At 50.3% G+C, this 15,630-nt stretch carries 12 protein-coding genes and 1 pseudogene; 6 read left to right on the forward strand and 7 right to left on the reverse strand.

Annotation, left to right across the window (positions count from 1 at the left end; all coding sequences use genetic code 11):
- The 4 genes from NZ772_02760 to NZ772_02775 form a co-directional block, all read right to left on the reverse strand.
- On the reverse strand, positions 1-1,066 hold a 1,066-nt coding region (locus NZ772_02760), incomplete at its 3' end, for a response regulator (GenBank protein ID MCS6812480.1).
- A 135-nt stretch (positions 1,067-1,201) separates the two neighbouring features.
- Positions 1,202-3,223, reverse strand: a complete 2,022-nt coding sequence (locus tag NZ772_02765; protein MCS6812481.1) for a response regulator — start codon at positions 3,221-3,223, stop codon at positions 1,202-1,204.
- 2 nt (positions 3,224-3,225) lie between these two features.
- Positions 3,226-3,648 (reverse strand): response regulator, encoded by a 423-nt coding sequence (locus NZ772_02770; GenBank protein ID MCS6812482.1) that lies wholly within the window; start codon positions 3,646-3,648, stop codon positions 3,226-3,228.
- The gene (locus NZ772_02775) at positions 3,645-7,706 is read right to left on the reverse strand and encodes a PAS domain-containing protein (protein ID MCS6812483.1); all 4,062 of its coding nucleotides are present in this window, start codon (positions 7,704-7,706) and stop codon (positions 3,645-3,647) included. Before NZ772_02775 ends, NZ772_02770 begins: the two co-directional genes overlap by 4 nt.
- Before the next feature lie 522 nt (positions 7,707-8,228).
- On the opposite strand from NZ772_02775, the gene NZ772_02780 reads away from it, so the two are divergent.
- Both NZ772_02780 and NZ772_02785 read left to right on the forward strand, forming a co-directional pair.
- Positions 8,229-8,543, forward strand: coding sequence for a YggT family protein (locus tag NZ772_02780; GenBank protein MCS6812484.1), 315 nt, complete (start codon positions 8,229-8,231; stop codon positions 8,541-8,543).
- Positions 8,544-8,655: 112 nt separating this feature from the next.
- Positions 8,656-9,582: a methylenetetrahydrofolate reductase gene (locus NZ772_02785; protein ID MCS6812485.1), complete on the forward strand. Its 927-nt coding sequence runs from the start codon at positions 8,656-8,658 to the stop codon at positions 9,580-9,582.
- Between the two features lie 29 nt (positions 9,583-9,611).
- Here NZ772_02785 and NZ772_02790 read toward each other — a convergent pair whose 3' ends face one another.
- Together NZ772_02790 and NZ772_02795 are read right to left on the reverse strand one after the other, a co-directional pair.
- Positions 9,612-10,379 carry a ZIP family metal transporter gene (locus NZ772_02790; protein ID MCS6812486.1) on the reverse strand — a complete coding sequence of 256 codons (768 nt, stop codon included), beginning with the start codon at positions 10,377-10,379 and terminating at the stop codon, positions 9,612-9,614.
- 5 nt (positions 10,380-10,384) lie between these two features.
- Positions 10,385-10,990: a DUF3318 domain-containing protein gene (locus NZ772_02795; GenBank protein ID MCS6812487.1), complete on the reverse strand. Its 606-nt coding sequence runs from the start codon at positions 10,988-10,990 to the stop codon at positions 10,385-10,387.
- 315 nt (positions 10,991-11,305) lie between these two features.
- Between NZ772_02795 and NZ772_02800 the strand changes: the two genes are divergently transcribed.
- The 4 genes and pseudogenes from NZ772_02800 to NZ772_02815 all read left to right on the forward strand — a co-directional run bounded on the left by NZ772_02800 (position 11,306) and on the right by NZ772_02815 (position 15,234).
- On the forward strand, positions 11,306-11,617 hold the full coding sequence (locus NZ772_02800; GenBank protein MCS6812488.1) for a PqqD family protein: 312 nt from the start codon (positions 11,306-11,308) through the stop codon (positions 11,615-11,617).
- A complete protein-coding gene (locus NZ772_02805) occupies positions 11,589-12,041 on the forward strand; it encodes a lasso peptide biosynthesis B2 protein (GenBank protein ID MCS6812489.1) in 453 nt (150 codons plus the stop codon). Before NZ772_02800 ends, NZ772_02805 begins: the two co-directional genes overlap by 29 nt.
- 35 nt (positions 12,042-12,076) lie before the next feature.
- Positions 12,077-14,617 carry a methyltransferase domain-containing protein gene (locus tag NZ772_02810; protein ID MCS6812490.1) on the forward strand — a complete coding sequence of 847 codons (2,541 nt, stop codon included), beginning with the start codon at positions 12,077-12,079 and terminating at the stop codon, positions 14,615-14,617.
- Positions 14,618-14,631: 14 nt separating this feature from the next.
- Positions 14,632-15,234, forward strand: a pseudogene (locus NZ772_02815) (Uma2 family endonuclease).
- Between the two features lie 104 nt (positions 15,235-15,338).
- Here the strand turns inward: NZ772_02815 and NZ772_02820 are convergent.
- Positions 15,339-15,630 (reverse strand): hypothetical protein (locus NZ772_02820; GenBank protein MCS6812491.1); only part of this gene is annotated, 292 nt, incomplete at its 5' end.

Consider the following 15,630-nt stretch of genomic DNA (forward strand, 5'->3'; position numbering starts at 1 on the left):
GGTTGTTTTCAACGCAGATTGTGCCGCCATGGGCTTCAATGACCATCTTGCAGAATGCTAATCCTAAGCCTATCTGGGTTACATCTGGCATGATAGTGCCAATTTCGTACTTCTCAAAGATTTTCTGTTGCAAGGTTTCGGGCACGCCTGGGCCAGCATCAATCACTTGAATAACGGCTGCTCCAGAGTCTAGAAACTTGCCAACAACAACAATTTGACTGTGACGAGGGGAAAACTTGATTGCATTGGAGAGCAGATTGTCCAAAGCGCGATGGATGGCTACGACATCAACGTTAATGGGTCGGTCTGAGATAGGCAGTTTAGTCACTAGGGTCTGGTCTTTTTGGCTGGCGATCGCCTCAAACCCAGCCACTACGGATTGCAGTAACTCTCTCAAGCTAATCTCTGTGCGATTAAGGCGCAATTCCCCCGATTCAATCAGGGCAATTTTCAACAAGTCATCAATCAAGAGTTGCAAGCGCTGAGCAGCACTGTGAATTTGTCCTAGTTTTTGCTGTTGTTTTTCTTTGGGATAGTCAATGGTTCTCAGAATCTCCACCCCTAGCAGGATATTGCTCAGGGGGTTACGTAAGTCGTGCACAATCATATGCACCATATCTTCTCGCAGTTTGAGCAGGGTTTGCAGGGCATCATATTGCTGCTTGATGCGCAACATCGCCTGTACCCTAGCTCTCAGTTCCAGGGCATTCACGGGCTTGCCTATAAAGTCGTCAGCTCCAGCATGTAGGCACTGGGCTAGATCAAACTTGGTATTCAAGGCTGTCACCATAATGATGGGCACAGCCTGCCACTTGGGCATGGCCTTAAGCCGTTGACAAACTTCTAGCCCGTTCATGTCTGGCATCATGACATCTAGTAAGATTAGGTCTGGGTTAAAGGTGTCCATGGCTTCGATCGCCTCTTGTCCGCTGGCAGCGTAGTGTAAATCCCAGGCTGGTGCTCGTCCCGGCAAGGCTGCATCTACACTCAGTAACGTTTCGATGACATCAAAGTTATCAGGCTCGTCATCAACAACGAGGATGGAGGGGTTCCGTAGTTGATCCATGGTCGTAGTGAATTAGTGATATGCAATGTGAAAGATAAAGACTGGTATCCATCGTGATCGGCTCATTGAGAGCTAGGGTTACAGGGGGCTGATCAATGGGAATGCTATTCATACTGGGCATAGTGTCTGCAAGATTCATGGGTGGCATCTATGGCGATTCACATACCGCTGGATCATAGTTGTCAAATGTTTGAGCTTCACGGGCTTGCTAAGGTAGTCATTGGCACCTGCCGCTATACAGCGTTCTCGATCGCCCGTCATGGCTAACGCTGTCAAAGCGATGATAGGTACTGTTGCTAGCTGAGGGTGGTGGCGAATCTGTCGCATTGCCTCTAGGCCATCGATCACAGGCATTTGCACATCCATCACAATTACGTCAGGCTTACTAACCTGAGCTTGCTGCACGACCTCTTGTCCATTTCTCGCTAGCACCAAGCGATAGCCCTTGGCTTTGAGATAGCTAGAGATGCTACTGATGTTGGCATCGTTATCATCGGCTAACAACACTAGGGGAGATGTTTCTTGCACAGGTTGGTTGGGGAGGTTGCTGGTGCTACTACCTGATAGAACTGGTGGTTGCGGGTGACAAGCAGTCCATGTGTTGCATGGGAGGACAATAGTAAAACAACTACCTACTCCCACTTCACTGGTGACTGTTACGTAGCCACCATGCATCTCCACAATGCGCTTCACTAGCACTAGGCCTAGGCCAGTGCCCATGTATTGGCGGTTGAGGGCGCTGTCAATTTGCACAAAGGGCTGAAACAGCTTATCCATATGCTCTGGGGCGATGCCAATCCCTGTATCCCGAACGGCAATGTGGAGCCAACCACAGTCTTGTTCTGAGGGCTGGAACTCTATTTCTAGGGTGATGCACCCCCCCTCTGGTGTGAATTTGACAGCATTACTCAGCAGGTTAATTAACACTTGGCGAATGCGCCGCTCGTCAATTACTACATCTGGCAGTGTTGTGGGAAATTTTGTGTCTAGCTGAATCTGCTTTTTCAAGACTTGATGGCGCACAAAGGCTAGGCTGGCAGAACAAAGGGGTACGATCGCCGTGGGGATGCATTCTAGCTCGATTTGCCCAGCTTCTACCTTGGCTAAATCTAGAATGTCATTGATAAGTTCTAGCAAGTGGGCTGCACTGCGATCGATGGTCTGCACGGCCCTGAGTTGGGCAGGGTTCAACTCGGCAAAGACTCCTTCCTGCAAGCCTTCAGCCATCCCCATGATGGCATTGAGGGGTGTGCGCAGTTCATGGCTCATGGTGGCTAAAAACTCATCCTTCAGACGGGTTGCTTTCACCAGTTGTTCATTGATTTGTTGCAGTTGGGCAGTTCGGCGCTCCACCTTGGCTTCTAGCTCTTGGTTCAGGTGCTGGAGTTGCCGCTCTATGCGTTTACGATCGCTAATATCTCGAATCATAAACAGCACCTCATCCGGGCCACTTTTCACCACCCGCACCTCTTCATCACGAATCAAGCCATCGACTTGCAACTGTTGTTCATAGACCTGGAGTTTGCCTGTGGTCAAGGCAAGCTGCATATAGTGATATTTGCGGGCAGCAACATCCTCTGGCACTAACTCTGCTATGGCTAACCCCACTGGATTCCGCCCTTTAAAGAACAGCTCCAATTCCAGGTTATTGGTCACGACTTCTCGATAAACGCCGTCAGCCCCTACCCGAAACATCAAGTCGGGAATAGCTGCTAGGATGGCACGGCTCTTAGCTTCGCTTTGGATTAGGGCAATCTCAGACTGGCGGCGCTCTGCCCGCGTTTTGGCATCCCGGACTTCTCGTCGGATTGCTTCAGGCAACCGGGCCAAGTTGTCTTTCATCACATAGTCATGGGCACCAGCCTTCATCATCTCTACCGCAGAGCGCTCACCGATCGTCCCTGACACCACAATAAAAGGAATATCTAGGCCACTCTCGTGCAGAATCTCTAGGGCAGCGGGGGCGTTAAAGCCCGGCAACCGATAGTCAGAAATGATGACATCCCAGGGGTGATTGGCTAGGGCCTCACATAGGGTTTTAGCCGTTTGCACCTGTTGCCATTGCAGGTCAGCATAATCACGACGCAATTCTCGGATGATCAGCAAGGCATCATCTTCTGAGTCTTCAATTAATAAGACGCGCAAAGGACACTCCATCGTCATAACCCTCCTGGTAGTGGTTCATTAATCAGCGCCCAATACAACCCTAGTTGCCCTACAGCTGTCATGAACTGATCAATGTCCACAGGCTTCCGCACATAGCTATTGGCACCTAGGTTATAGCTCTCAACAATGTCTCGCTCTTCGCTGGAGGAAGTTAGCACCACAACCGGCAAGAGACGAGTGGGGGGATGGGCGCGGATGCGGCGCAACACCTCTAGCCCATCGATTTTAGGAAGTTTCAAATCTAGCATGACGACGGTTGGTAGAAGATTAGCTGAAAACAGCATGGTTAGGGCTTCTTCTCCATTGCGGGCAATGTGAATTGGGTTGGTAATCCTGCCACGACGTAAGGCGCGCAGGGTCAGGGCTTCATCATCGGAGTTGTCTTCCACCAACAGGATGGGACGCACGATCGTCATGGCTGATCTCCTGGAGGCAGAGACATGGTGGGAATCGTGAAGTAGAAAGTGGCACCTTGTTCAACAGCAGCCTCTGCCCAAATCTGCCCACCGTGACGATGAATAGCCCGTTGCACCGCAGCTAGCCCCACGCCTGTGCCTGGAAACTCCGTGGTGTTGTGTAACCGTTGGAACACGCCAAACAGCATGTTGGCAAAGGCCATATCAAAGCCAGCGCCGTCATCGCGAACGAAGTAAACTAGGCGATCGTCGCGGGTGAAACTACCAACTTCAATGCAGGCCGTAGGGTGATGACTAGTAAACTTCCAGGCGTTGTGTAACAGATTAGTCAGCACAACCCGCATAAGGGTAGCATCAGCCGTAACGATTAGGCTCGGTGCAACATGGCAGGTTACTGCTCGCTCTGGAGAAGTTGCCTGTAACTCGTCTAGGATAGATTGCGCCATAGCACTGAGGTCAACGGTGGTATACCGGATATTTACCCGCGATACCCTCGACAAGTTGAGCAAATCCTCAATGAGGCTGCCCATGCGGCTGACATTTTTCCGGATGCGATCGAAGTAGTCTTTCCCCTCATCGCTGATTTGATTACCATAATCTTCTAGCAGAGCTTTGCTAAAGCCATCGATCGCCCGCAGTGGTGCCCGCAGGTCGTGAGACACCGAGTAGGCAAAGGCTTCTAGCTCTCGATTCGAGGCTTCTAGCTGGGCTGCATAGCGGCGAATTTGTTCCTCAGCTTGTTTGCGATCAGTGATATCAAGTACGGTGCCTACTAGTTGGATTAGGGTGCCGTCTGCATCGACGATCGGCTCTCCCTGGGCCTGCATATACACTAAGGTGCCATCAGGACGATAGGCACGCAGTTCGATGGTGTAAGGTTGAATAGTCTCGATAGCAGTCTGCACGGTCTGCGCGTGAATAGTGCGATCGTCGGGATGTAAGCACTGTTGCAACCGCTCAAAACTAGGTGCACCATCCTGAGGATCTAGCCCAAACATAGTAAACACCTCTTCAGACCAGTAAACATCCCCGGTTTGCACGCTAAACTCCCAACTGCCTAACTTGCCAATGCGCTGTGCCATCCTGAGATGGGCGTTACTGCGGTGTAGTTGCAACTCGGCTTGCTGTTGCTCAGTAATATCACGGGCTGTTGCATAGACCAACGAATCATACAAACAGGCATACCATTCCAGATAGCGATAGCTGCCATCCTTACAGCGATAGCGATTCACAAAGCTTTGTACCAGTTGTTGCTCTTTGAGCTTGGCAATAGTCGCCAGAGTAGGCTCAACATCATCGGGATGGACAAAGGCTATGAACGATTGCCCTTCTAGCTCGGCAAGACTGTAACCGAGGGTGTGCTCCCAAGCTAGGTTCAAGCGCAGGAACCGTCCATCGCTATCTGCAATGCAGAACAAGTTCAAGGCCAGGGTAAAGAACCGCTCTAGTTCCTCTTTAGCAGCCTGTAATTCGGCCTCTGCCTGCTTGCGGCGGGTGATATCTATGTGGCAACCCACCATCCGCAGGGGATTGCCCCCAGCATCCCACTCAATGACCTTGCCCACGCACATCACCCAAATGACTCTGCCGTCTTTGTGGCGATAGCGCACCTCGTTGTAGCATGGACTAGCCCCCCGACTACGGAAATGCTGCTCAAAACTGGCCAGAACCTTGGGTAAATCTTCAGGTAGCATTAGGGTCTGCCAACTTGCATGGACGTTGGGCAGTTCGTGGTCTGCGTAGCCAAACATGCGCTTAAACCCAGGACTCAGGTAAGGTATATCGTGGAGAATGTCCCAGTCCCAGTAGCCTGCTAGAATCACATCCAGAATATTTTCCAATAGGTTCAGCTCGCGGCGGGTTTGCTCAGCTTGCAAGCGATCCATTTCTGCCTGTTTGCGCTCGGTAATATCGACATGGGTACCCAACATGCGCAGAGGTTGGCCATTGGCATCCCAAGCTACTATCTTGCCTGAGGAGAGAGTCCAGATGTAGTTACCACTCTGGGTACGCTGGCGAAACTCAACGCAGTAGGTCGGAATCTCACCGGCTATGTAAGCTTGGTAAGTAGCTACTGTAGAGGCTCGATCGTCGGGATGTAGACGCTCAATCCATTTGGCGGTTGTTTCTTCAAAGGTAGCTGGGTCGTAGCCCAACATCGTGGCATAGTCTGCATTCACTATCGCATCACCAGTTTGCAAGTTGAGGTCATACAGCCCCTGATTAGTGGCGGCTAGGGCCAACCGTAGCCGTTCCTCACTCAGGTAGAGTTGCTGAGTGGCTTCAGCACGCTCTTGAGCACTAGCAATGGTTTGGGCTACGACTCTCAACAGACGAACAATCTGGGGATCCCATGATATGGGGTATGTGAGGGAGGCAAACCCCATTAGCCCTACGACCGTCGATTTTTGCACCAGGGGCACAGCCAAGACTGCCCTGACTTGAAACTGCTGCCACACCGCTTGATCAGATGCCGCGATCGCAGGCAAATTTTCCACATCGGGCACACAAACAATGTCCCGTTGCAAGATTTTAGTATTGGCCCAGGGCAGACTATTCAGGGGCAGATTTTGCACAAGAGACTGCTGCGACGGGTAGCCAGGGCGGCTCCATTGGTGGGTCATGCTCAACGTGCGCCCAGCTTCTATTCGGTCTCCAGGGCTGAACCGAATGATGTAGCTTGTATCTACATCAATAGCTTCACCCAACCGTTGTAGGGCGTGCTGAATTTCTGGGTCTAACTCGGCTGCATCTACATCGACAAAGCAACTAGTAATCTCGGCAATCAGTTGGTTAAAGTCTCGCTGGATTTTGAGGGCTTGTTCGGCAGCTTTACGATCGCTAATGTCCCGAATCATCATGAGCACTTCATCTTCACGGCTTTTCATCACCCGCACTTCTTCTGTTTGCAGCCGATTGCCAATCTGCACCTGCTGTTCATAAACTTGCAGTTGCCCAGTGCTCAGGGCTTGGTGAATATGGGCCAAATGGCGGTGAGCAATCTCAGGCGGCAGGGTTTCCATCAATGTCTGCCCGATTCGGTCACAATTTGCCAACAGGTCAATTTGGGGTCGATTGTTGGCAATGTCTTGATATACCCCATCTCGGCTGACTCGAAACATCAGGTCTGGGATGGCTGCAAGCATGGCTCGGCTAGTGGCTTCACTCTGCCTAAGAGCTAGTTCAGTTTGCTTGCGATCGCTGATGTCGATAATCGTGCCCACGTACCCCACTATTTGATTCATCTCGTGGTACTCAGGCACCGCATGACCGTAGACCCAGATGACTTGGCCTGTGGCAGTTTGTAACCGATATTCCATCTGAAAGGGCCGTTGATTTGCTATGGCAGCTTGCCACTCGTTCAGCAATGCATCGCGATCGTCAGGATAAATAGTCTTGAGCCAACCGTATCCACGGGTTTCTTCCGCGGTTATCCCAGCCATTTGACACAGACGCTGGTTAGCGTATACGCAGTTACCCTCAGCATTGGTGCGAAAAATTCCCACTGGCAAAGATTCCAATAGAGATATAAGCCGGCATTGTTGTTGCACTGAGGTCTGCCCATACTGTGCCAGTTGCGCTGCATATAGACACATTTGTAAGATGTTCTGAGTCACAATTCCGACGACTTGTCCCTCTGAGTTGACGATCGCCCCATAGTCAACCCCCTGTTGCTGCAATACTGTTGCTATCCCTGCAATTGTCGTGAGTTCAGCCTCTGGCAAGGTTGCCACAGGTGTAGTAGCCACAGTGCCGACAGGCGTAGTCTCTAGGTTTACACCAGTTGCAATCAGCCGCACCAGATCTTGCATCGTGATCAGGCCCACTACTTGGTTACCATCAGCCACGATCGCACAGCTCGATCGCACCTGGGCATGGAGGACAGGTGTTGATAAGTTGGTTAGAATGTGATCTTGATTACAACTTAATGGTTGATTCGTTTGATTACGGAAAGATGTATTGTATATTTCAGACACAGTATCTTTCACGGATGTGCCTGCTGTAACCACTACTGGCATCCGAATAATCACTGATACCAAGTCTCTAGAATTAACCATGGGAGAGCAAACCTATCCATGACAACTAGTTCTCAATCCGTCGGTCTGCACCCATCTTCAACACCTTTCCCCCCCGCGGATAGGGAAAACTGCTTCCCCAACTCAGCTAGTCCCCCACTGCCTGTTGGGAGAAGGGTAAACACACAGGGGCTATCTATAGTGTGAATAGCTACGAGACTGTTGCTTGTTCACTATTATGGTCAAGGTATCGTTGAACTAGCAACCAAGTTATACACTTTATAAAGGTTATACAGATGTGATGGGTTCAAAGGAATGTTACGCCTGTATCACAGACATTTCGATTACGGACATGTTGTGTGTTGTCATTGTTATTTCAAGTTACGTGCAAACGTTTTCTGCCCTGAGGCTCTGGTCAGCAACGGTAGAGTTCGGTATGCTGAACTAACACTGACATGACTCGCTAACATGACTCGCTAACATGACTAATGTGTAAGCTTGTGTAATGTGTAGGCTTGTGTAAGCTAGGTGTTCTTGGTAGTTATCAAAGGAGCGATTGTTGCTATGGATCCCGTAACATTGTTTTTCCAAGTTTTGAGCAACTTCATTCAGATTTATTTGCTGTTGTTGATTATTCGGATTCTGTTGAGCTGGTTTCCCCAAGTCAATTGGTATAATCCCCCCTTCTCGATCCTGAGCCAGCTTACCGATCCCTACCTCAATATTTTTCGTAGTATCATTCCCCCACTAGGAGGGCTTGATTTCTCTCCTATCTTGGGCTTCTTACTACTGCAACTCCTGCAAAATCCCGTGTTGCCAGCGCTGTATTCTGTGGTTAAGGGAATTGCTATGGGCTATGGCTCCAGCATGATTGGGTAACGCATCCATGACTTAAATCCATAACCTAATGGTTGGGTTGTGGCGTTAGCGGAGACCCAACCAGCCTGACTAACGCCGCTAGTGACCAGTTTTGTAGAGATGCCTAGCTAGTATGTCTGTTTGTCAGCCGCTGAACATAGAGCCGCAGAGCAGATTTGCCCAGGCCATTCGAGCTAAAGAGTTTTTGATTACTGCCGAGGTGGCACCGCCCAAGGGAGCAGATGTAACCCATATGGTGCAGATGGCGCAGATGCTAAGGCATCGAGTTCATGCGGTTAATGTGACCGATGGCAGCCGGGCAGTGATGCGCATGTCGTCGTTGGCTGCGTCAGTAGTGTTGTTGCAGCATGGCATTGAGCCTGTGTACCAAGTGGCTTGCCGCGATCGCAATCGCATTGGGTTGCAGGCTGATCTATTGGGTGCCCAGGCTTTAGGGATCCATAACGTATTGGCGTTGACGGGTGATCCGGTGAAGGCGGGGGATCAGCCGGGTGCTAAGCCAGTGTTTGACCTGGAATCTGTGCGCTTGTTGCAACTGGTGGATAAGCTTAACCATGGCCTCGACTGGGAAGATAGGGCCTTGCCCGATGGAGCAACTACCCTGTTTGCAGGAGCAGCCGTTGATCCCCAATGTCCCAGTTGGTCGGGCTTACAGCGTCGATTTGAACGCAAGCTAGCGGCTGGGGCGCAGTTTTTTCAGAGTCAACTGGTGTCAGATTTTGATCGCCTCGACAAGTTCATGACCCAGATCGCTGCTGGTGTTGATAAGCCCGTACTGGCAGGTATCTTTTTGCTCAAGTCGGCTAAAAACGCTCGCTTTATCAATCGCGCTGTTCCTGGGGTTCAGATTCCCGATGCTATTATCGACCGCCTAGAAAAAGCCTCTGACCCCTTGCAAGAAGGCATTGCGATCGCGGCTGAACAGGTGAACCTTGCCCGTCAACTCTGCCAGGGTGTCCATTTGATGGCGGTGCGACGTGAAGATTTAATCCCACAAATCCTAGACTTAGCTGGCATTCCATCGTTATCCAATAACTAGGGCATTACCGTTAGAACTATACCAGTGGTCTAGCTAAAGGCAATATCCAACACCATCATCACTAGAAATCCAGCAATGATGCCGATCGTCCCTTCATGCTCTTTTCCGCGTTGATGCGTTTCTGGGATAATTTCATCACAGATGACAAACAGCATAGCACCAGCAGCAAAGGCCAGTGCCCACGGCAAAATGAACTGGGCTAGACTGACCACACTCACCCCAATCACACCCCCAATGGGTTCCACCAGTGCTGTCAGCAAGCTGATCCCCAAGGCATAGGCAACGGTGTAGCCCTCGGCAACCAGGGAAACGGCAACAATCAAACCTTCGGGCATATTTTGCAGACTGATGCCAATAGCAGTAATTATGCCCTGCTGCACATTATCACCTCCAAAACTGACCCCTACAGCCAATCCCTCTGGAAAGTTATGCAGAGCAATGGCAATGATAAACAACCACACTCGTGCCAAGTTGCTACTGCCATCCTTACCTTTGACAAAGTGTTCATGGGGAAACAGACGATGGGCAACGGCTAGAAAAGCCCCTCCGATCGTCAGGCCAATTGCCATCACCAACGCCGCCACAGGGTTCGAGAACCCCTTAGCCAGGGCAACTTCAGTGCCAGGAATAATCAGCGAGAAGGCGGTTGCCGCTAACATCACACCGCCACCAAAGCCTAACAAAACTGTGATCGCACGCTGGCTGAGCTTTTGGGTCAGCACTACGGGTAATGCTCCCACAAAGGTGGCTAATCCTGCCAATAGACTGGCTTGGATGCCGAGAATAAATGAATTCATAGGGGCTACTCTCGCTTCATTGACTGGGGCGCACCTACAGGAGACAGTCCCGCGATCGCCCGCAAATTATGACAGCGCACTAGCTCCATAAAGGTTAGACTACGACGCTCAATTTGAGCAACCGCCTCGATTGCAGTAATTAAATGTCGTGCTGCTTCTGGAGCTTCATAGCCCCGCCGCTGAGCTACTTCTAGGGCTGTATCATCCGCAGCTAGTTCCTGACGAGCAGTGTTGTTCGATCGCCAAATCTGATTACCTGCTAACCCCGCTAGCATTCCGGCCACTAGCGTCCCCATCACATCCCCCTGAAAAAACTCTACCCCTGTCCAAATTGCTCCAGCTAGCGTTAACCCTTGATAGAGATCTGGCTTAAACCAACGGATGGCTGTCAAGCGGCTGACTTGATGCAACAGCAGCATATCCCGCTGAGGACGCTTCAACTCACTCCACAGGTCGAAGTTAATCAAAATTGGACGCACCCGCATCCAGGGCAGTGGAAACTGACTTGTAATCACTTGAGATTGCTCTGGCTTACTTACAATCTTGGTCAACATGCGACCAGAAGCAGGCATCAAGTCCAGTAGACGACGGATTTCAAGCTCTGGATTCATGGGAATTCTTGAAAAGCTGTTCTCCAAATTGTAAAGGATGTCTGGACGCTCTCTTCAAGCATCCTGGGCAACTAAGTCTTTCTTACCAGCCTTGTTGTGTATTCTCTGTTGAGAGGCATAACCCGTCAAATGTGGCAATGCAGCCTAGTTAGGACGTTTCCAGTGAGGACATAAACTCTGCCTATCTCAAAGCGGCGACTGGCATTGTTACTATGGAATGTGCAGTTCCTAGCGAGATTAGGCCTTCACGACGAGCTTCAGTTGTTTACCTACCGCTACAGTCTTGGCCTACTGCTACAGTATATTGAGTAGCAATTGTCATCAAGAATAGGCGGTGAAGGCTTGGTTATTTCCTTTGCAGGACGGGTCAAAATTCCTAGTGATGTGCTCATTCGGGAGTTAGACGGAGAGTCAGTACTGCTGAACCTAGACAGTGAAACCTACTTTGGTCTAGATGATGTAGGTACTCGTATGATTCTGTGCCTGTCGAATGCAGCCTCTATTCAAGCGGCCTATGATCAACTGCTGGAAGAATATGATGTGGATCCAGAAACGCTTCGCGATGATCTTCAGACCTTGATTGAGGAGTTGCAGGCCCATGGCTTGGTGGAAGTTATTTCAGCATAACTGGCATACCTTTTGGCGGTTGTCTCCATCCTATCGATGGGTGTTTGGTCAGGCGATCGTCTTGTTGCCCTGCATCGCCTTGGGACTACATTTGCTAGGATTTACGCTAGTGAAGAACCTACTAGCTCGCTCGTCATCTCAACAACAGCCTAGATCTGCACGGCAAGGGCAAGTTTACACCATTGCTCGGTTGGTGCAAGCGGCAACAACCCACGGCTTCTGGAAGGCTAATTGCCTGCAACGATCGCTGGTGCTATGGTGGCTATTGCGGCGGCGAGGTATCATGGCTGATTTACGTATTGGAGTAGCCCGTGATGCCAGACAATTGACTGCCCATGCTTGGGTAGAGCATGACGGTGTAGTGGTAGGCGATCGCCCTGACATTCATCAATCTTTTTCCCCGTTTGACCATCCTATTGCGTAGGAGCGTTCACATCTATCAACCCTGGCAGAGCGACAGTGGAAGCAAACCTCTATACCCGGAAATTTTATGAATGGCACCAAGATGGCTCGCTGCAATCGGCGCAGGAAGTAGTGCCCATCGTCATGGACTTGGTGCAACCCCGCAGTGTTATTGATGTCGGCTGCGGTACAGGTACATGGCTAAGTGTATTCAAAGCTGCTGGAGTGATTGACTGTCTGGGGGTAGACGGCGACTATGTGGATCCGGAATTACGGCTAATCACGCCCAATGAGTTTTTGAGCCATGACTTGAAACAGCCCTTGAACTTGGGGCGAACCTTTGATTTAGTTGTAAGCCTAGAAACGGCTGAACATTTGCCCGCTGACTGTGCTGATTGCTTTGTAGCTTCCTTAACCGCCCTGGGTTCTGTGATTCTCTTTTCTGCTGCTATTCCCTTCCAGGGTGGGGATGGCCATGTCAATGAGCAGTGGGTGGACTATTGGGTAGAACGGTTTCACCAGCGTGGCTATCTGGTGATTGACTGTCTGCGAGCGCAAGTATGGGCTAGCGATCGGGTTCAACCTTGGTATGCCCAGAACCTGTTGTTTTTTGTGCAGCAGGATGCCCTACCTAGCTACCCTAAGCTGGTACAGGCAGCTCAACAGTTCCATCGTCCAGGAATGCTGTCACTAGTGCACCCTAAAACCTATACCAGGGTAGTGACATGGCTGTACGCCCAGCTACAGGATATGGCTAATAAGCCCAGGCCAGCCCTAGATCAACCTACAGAGGCCCCATTTGACCCTAACAACCCCCAAATCAACCCCCGTGAGTTGATGCAACTCTACCTCAATCAGCACTATGAGCAGTTGTCTGAGCGGTTCATCCAAGTCCTAGAGCATTTTGAAACCAAGACTTACTTCAGCCTTTCTCCGGCTGCCCAATATTTCATCAACGCCTTTGTGCAAAACTTCTTATACCTGTTCGTGCAGCCAGACTACATCCTTAGCGATCGGCATGTCTCGCGATTTCTGCAACTCAACCTCACCATTTCCAACCTAGTGGCCATCTCCAGTTTCAAAACAACCGATGCCTATCTAGAAATTTTGCGCGATCAAGCCAATAACTTTGCCAAGTTTCTAACGCTGTATTCTGCTCGCAATACGGTGCGCATGGATCGTGATCTAATCTTTGCCACCAATCCCCAACTGGCTTGCTTGTGGTATGCCTGTTACCTAGAGAGCTACCGCTCAGGCGTAGTGAATCCAGTAGCCTATCAAAACCTGCGGGAGCACCTAGTCTATCATCATGAGCACCTTACTACCTTCTATCGGGTTGATGACCTTAGCTTTGGGGCAACCTACATCGATGGTGAACAGGATCGGCTGCTCAAACAGCGCATCAATGCTTCCATTCAAGCAAGTCCCTTTCGGACAGCAACGGTGATCCACAACCAACCCAATCCCAAAAAGCTGGCGATCGTCTCTGCCCTGTGGTTTTCACGTCACTCCGTCTACCGAATTCTCTCGGAGTTTGTAGACGCTCTCAAGGACGACTACGAGCTGACTTTGGTGCATTTGGGAACCATTGGCAGCCATAATGACATTGATGTAGGCTGCTTCAAACGGGTGCGTTACGTATATGCCAGCAATGGCAGCCTAGTTATTGATGCTATTCAACACAATGACTTTGCCCTCGTCTACTACCCGGACATTGGCATGAGCATGGAGAGCATTTTCCTGTCTAATCTTCGTATAGCGCCCATTCAAGTATGCGGCCTGGGGCATTCAGTCAGCACCTACGGCGCTGATATTGACTACTACATCAGCGGTGCCGACGTGGAAGTGCCTACAGGTGCAGAACACAACTACTCAGAGCGTCTAGTCTTACTGCCAGGAGCTGGCGCTATTCACAACCGCCCAGACTATACCCTGCAACATCCCACCAAAACCCGGCCAGAGTTCATCATCAACTGTTCCTGGTTTGCCCAGAAGATCAACTATCCCCTAGTGTGCTATCTGCAAGCGATCTTGCGTCAGGCTCAAAAACCCCTCCTCTTTCGGTTCTTCTCTGGGGCAGCACTCCTGCGCAAGAATGACTTTTTACCCTTCGTGAAGGATCTTACGGCTCTATTAGGGTCAGATCACGTGGAAGTCATTCCAGCTAAGCCCTATGCTGACTACATGGCTATGATGGAAGAGGGGGATATGTGTTTAGATTCCTACCATTTTGGTGGGTGTAACACGATCGCCGATGGGTTGTTCCTCCGCAAGCCAACTATCACCTTTGAAGGCAATCGATGGTACGGGCGCATTGGCTCCCACATGTTACGTCAGGTGGGCCTGGGAGAACTTGTGGCAACTACCCCTGAGCAATATATCCAGCTTGCGTTACGGCTCATCCATGATGATGCCTATCGTGACAGTATTCGGGCTAGGCTACAGGCTGTCGATTTAGACCGTTCAATTTTTCACACCGGCGACAAGGTTTACTTCAAGCAGGCGATCGACTACCTGATCCAAAACCACGATCGCCTCCAGGCCGATCCCTCCAAAACTCCCATTCGCATTGGTCATCTCACCGAACATTCCCCCTGATCCCAGTAGCAACTATGACGCAAACCGCTCCATCACCCTCAACCCTGCTCACGATTGCCGACTATCTACGCTACGACGATGGCACTGATACGCGCTATGAACTTGTAGATGGAGTGTTACAAGCTATGCCTCCAGAGAGTGATTTGAACAATAACATTGCTCGCCGACTCATCCTGGAGTTGCTGAAGCACGCGCCCATCACCTTGATTGCCTACAAAGACACCGAGATTGAGGTTACAGGCCGAAGAGCCTGTTGTCGCATTCCTGATTTACTGGTGCATACAGATGCCTCGAAAGCAGCAATTAGATCGGCAAACCGCGCTACTATCACCCGTGATATGCCCCCCACCGCTGTTAGTGATGGAAGTCGTGTCACCTGGTGCTGACAATCGCAATCGAGACTATTGCTACAAGCACACTGAATATGCAGCTAGGGGCATTGCAGAATATTGGATTGTGGATCCAGAGTTCAGCAGGTGACCGTTTGTGTTTGGGTGGATGGACAGTATGAGGATACGGTGTTCAGGGGTGACGATCGTCCTCAGTCTCAGGTGACTCCCGCTTGGGGGATAACAGTACGTCAAATCCTGACCGATGCTGAGTCCGACCTGACCTAAATCCAAAAAATTTATGATTTTTAACAACTTATGCCATTAGACCCACAGGTCAATGAGGTAACTAGTACTGGTCTTCAGGTAAGATAGCTAACGGAATGGCAAGTCTAGAGCACTAATGGCACTCCAAAGGGAGTGAAGAATGCAGCTATAAAGCCTATAGTCAGAACTCGAATCCCTGCTACCGACGCTCTAGCTGGTGTCGCAGCTTCAGTGCCCCTCGTCGCCATAACAGTACCACCGATTCCCCATGCTATGGCTACAGATAGCTTGTAGTAAGGACTTAAGTCCACAACAGTAACACCAATCCCCATGCTATGGCTATAGATAGCTTGTAGTAAGGACTTAAGTCCATAACAATAACACCAATTCCTCATGTTATGGCTACAGATAGCTTGT

The sequence above is a fragment of the Cyanobacteriota bacterium genome, from assembly GCA_025054735.1.
GTDB lineage: Bacteria > Cyanobacteriota > Cyanobacteriia > SKYG9 > SKYG9 > SKYG9.

Coding starts and splice junctions, on each gene's coding strand:
- NZ772_02790 (MCS6812486.1), bottom strand. CDS start 10,379: ATGAATTCATTTATTCTCGGCATCCAAGCCAGTCTATTGGCAGGATTA.
- NZ772_02780 (MCS6812484.1), top strand. CDS start 8,229: ATGGATCCCGTAACATTGTTTTTCCAAGTTTTGAGCAACTTCATTCAG.
- NZ772_02770 (MCS6812482.1), bottom strand. CDS start 3,648: ATGACGATCGTGCGTCCCATCCTGTTGGTGGAAGACAACTCCGATGAT.
- NZ772_02795 (MCS6812487.1), bottom strand. CDS start 10,990: ATGAATCCAGAGCTTGAAATCCGTCGTCTACTGGACTTGATGCCTGCT.
- NZ772_02805 (MCS6812489.1), top strand. CDS start 11,589: ATGGCTTGGTGGAAGTTATTTCAGCATAACTGGCATACCTTTTGGCGG.
- NZ772_02765 (MCS6812481.1), bottom strand. CDS start 3,223: ATGGAGTGTCCTTTGCGCGTCTTATTAATTGAAGACTCAGAAGATGAT.
- NZ772_02775 (MCS6812483.1), bottom strand. CDS start 7,706: ATGGTTAATTCTAGAGACTTGGTATCAGTGATTATTCGGATGCCAGTA.
- NZ772_02785 (MCS6812485.1), top strand. CDS start 8,656: ATGTCTGTTTGTCAGCCGCTGAACATAGAGCCGCAGAGCAGATTTGCC.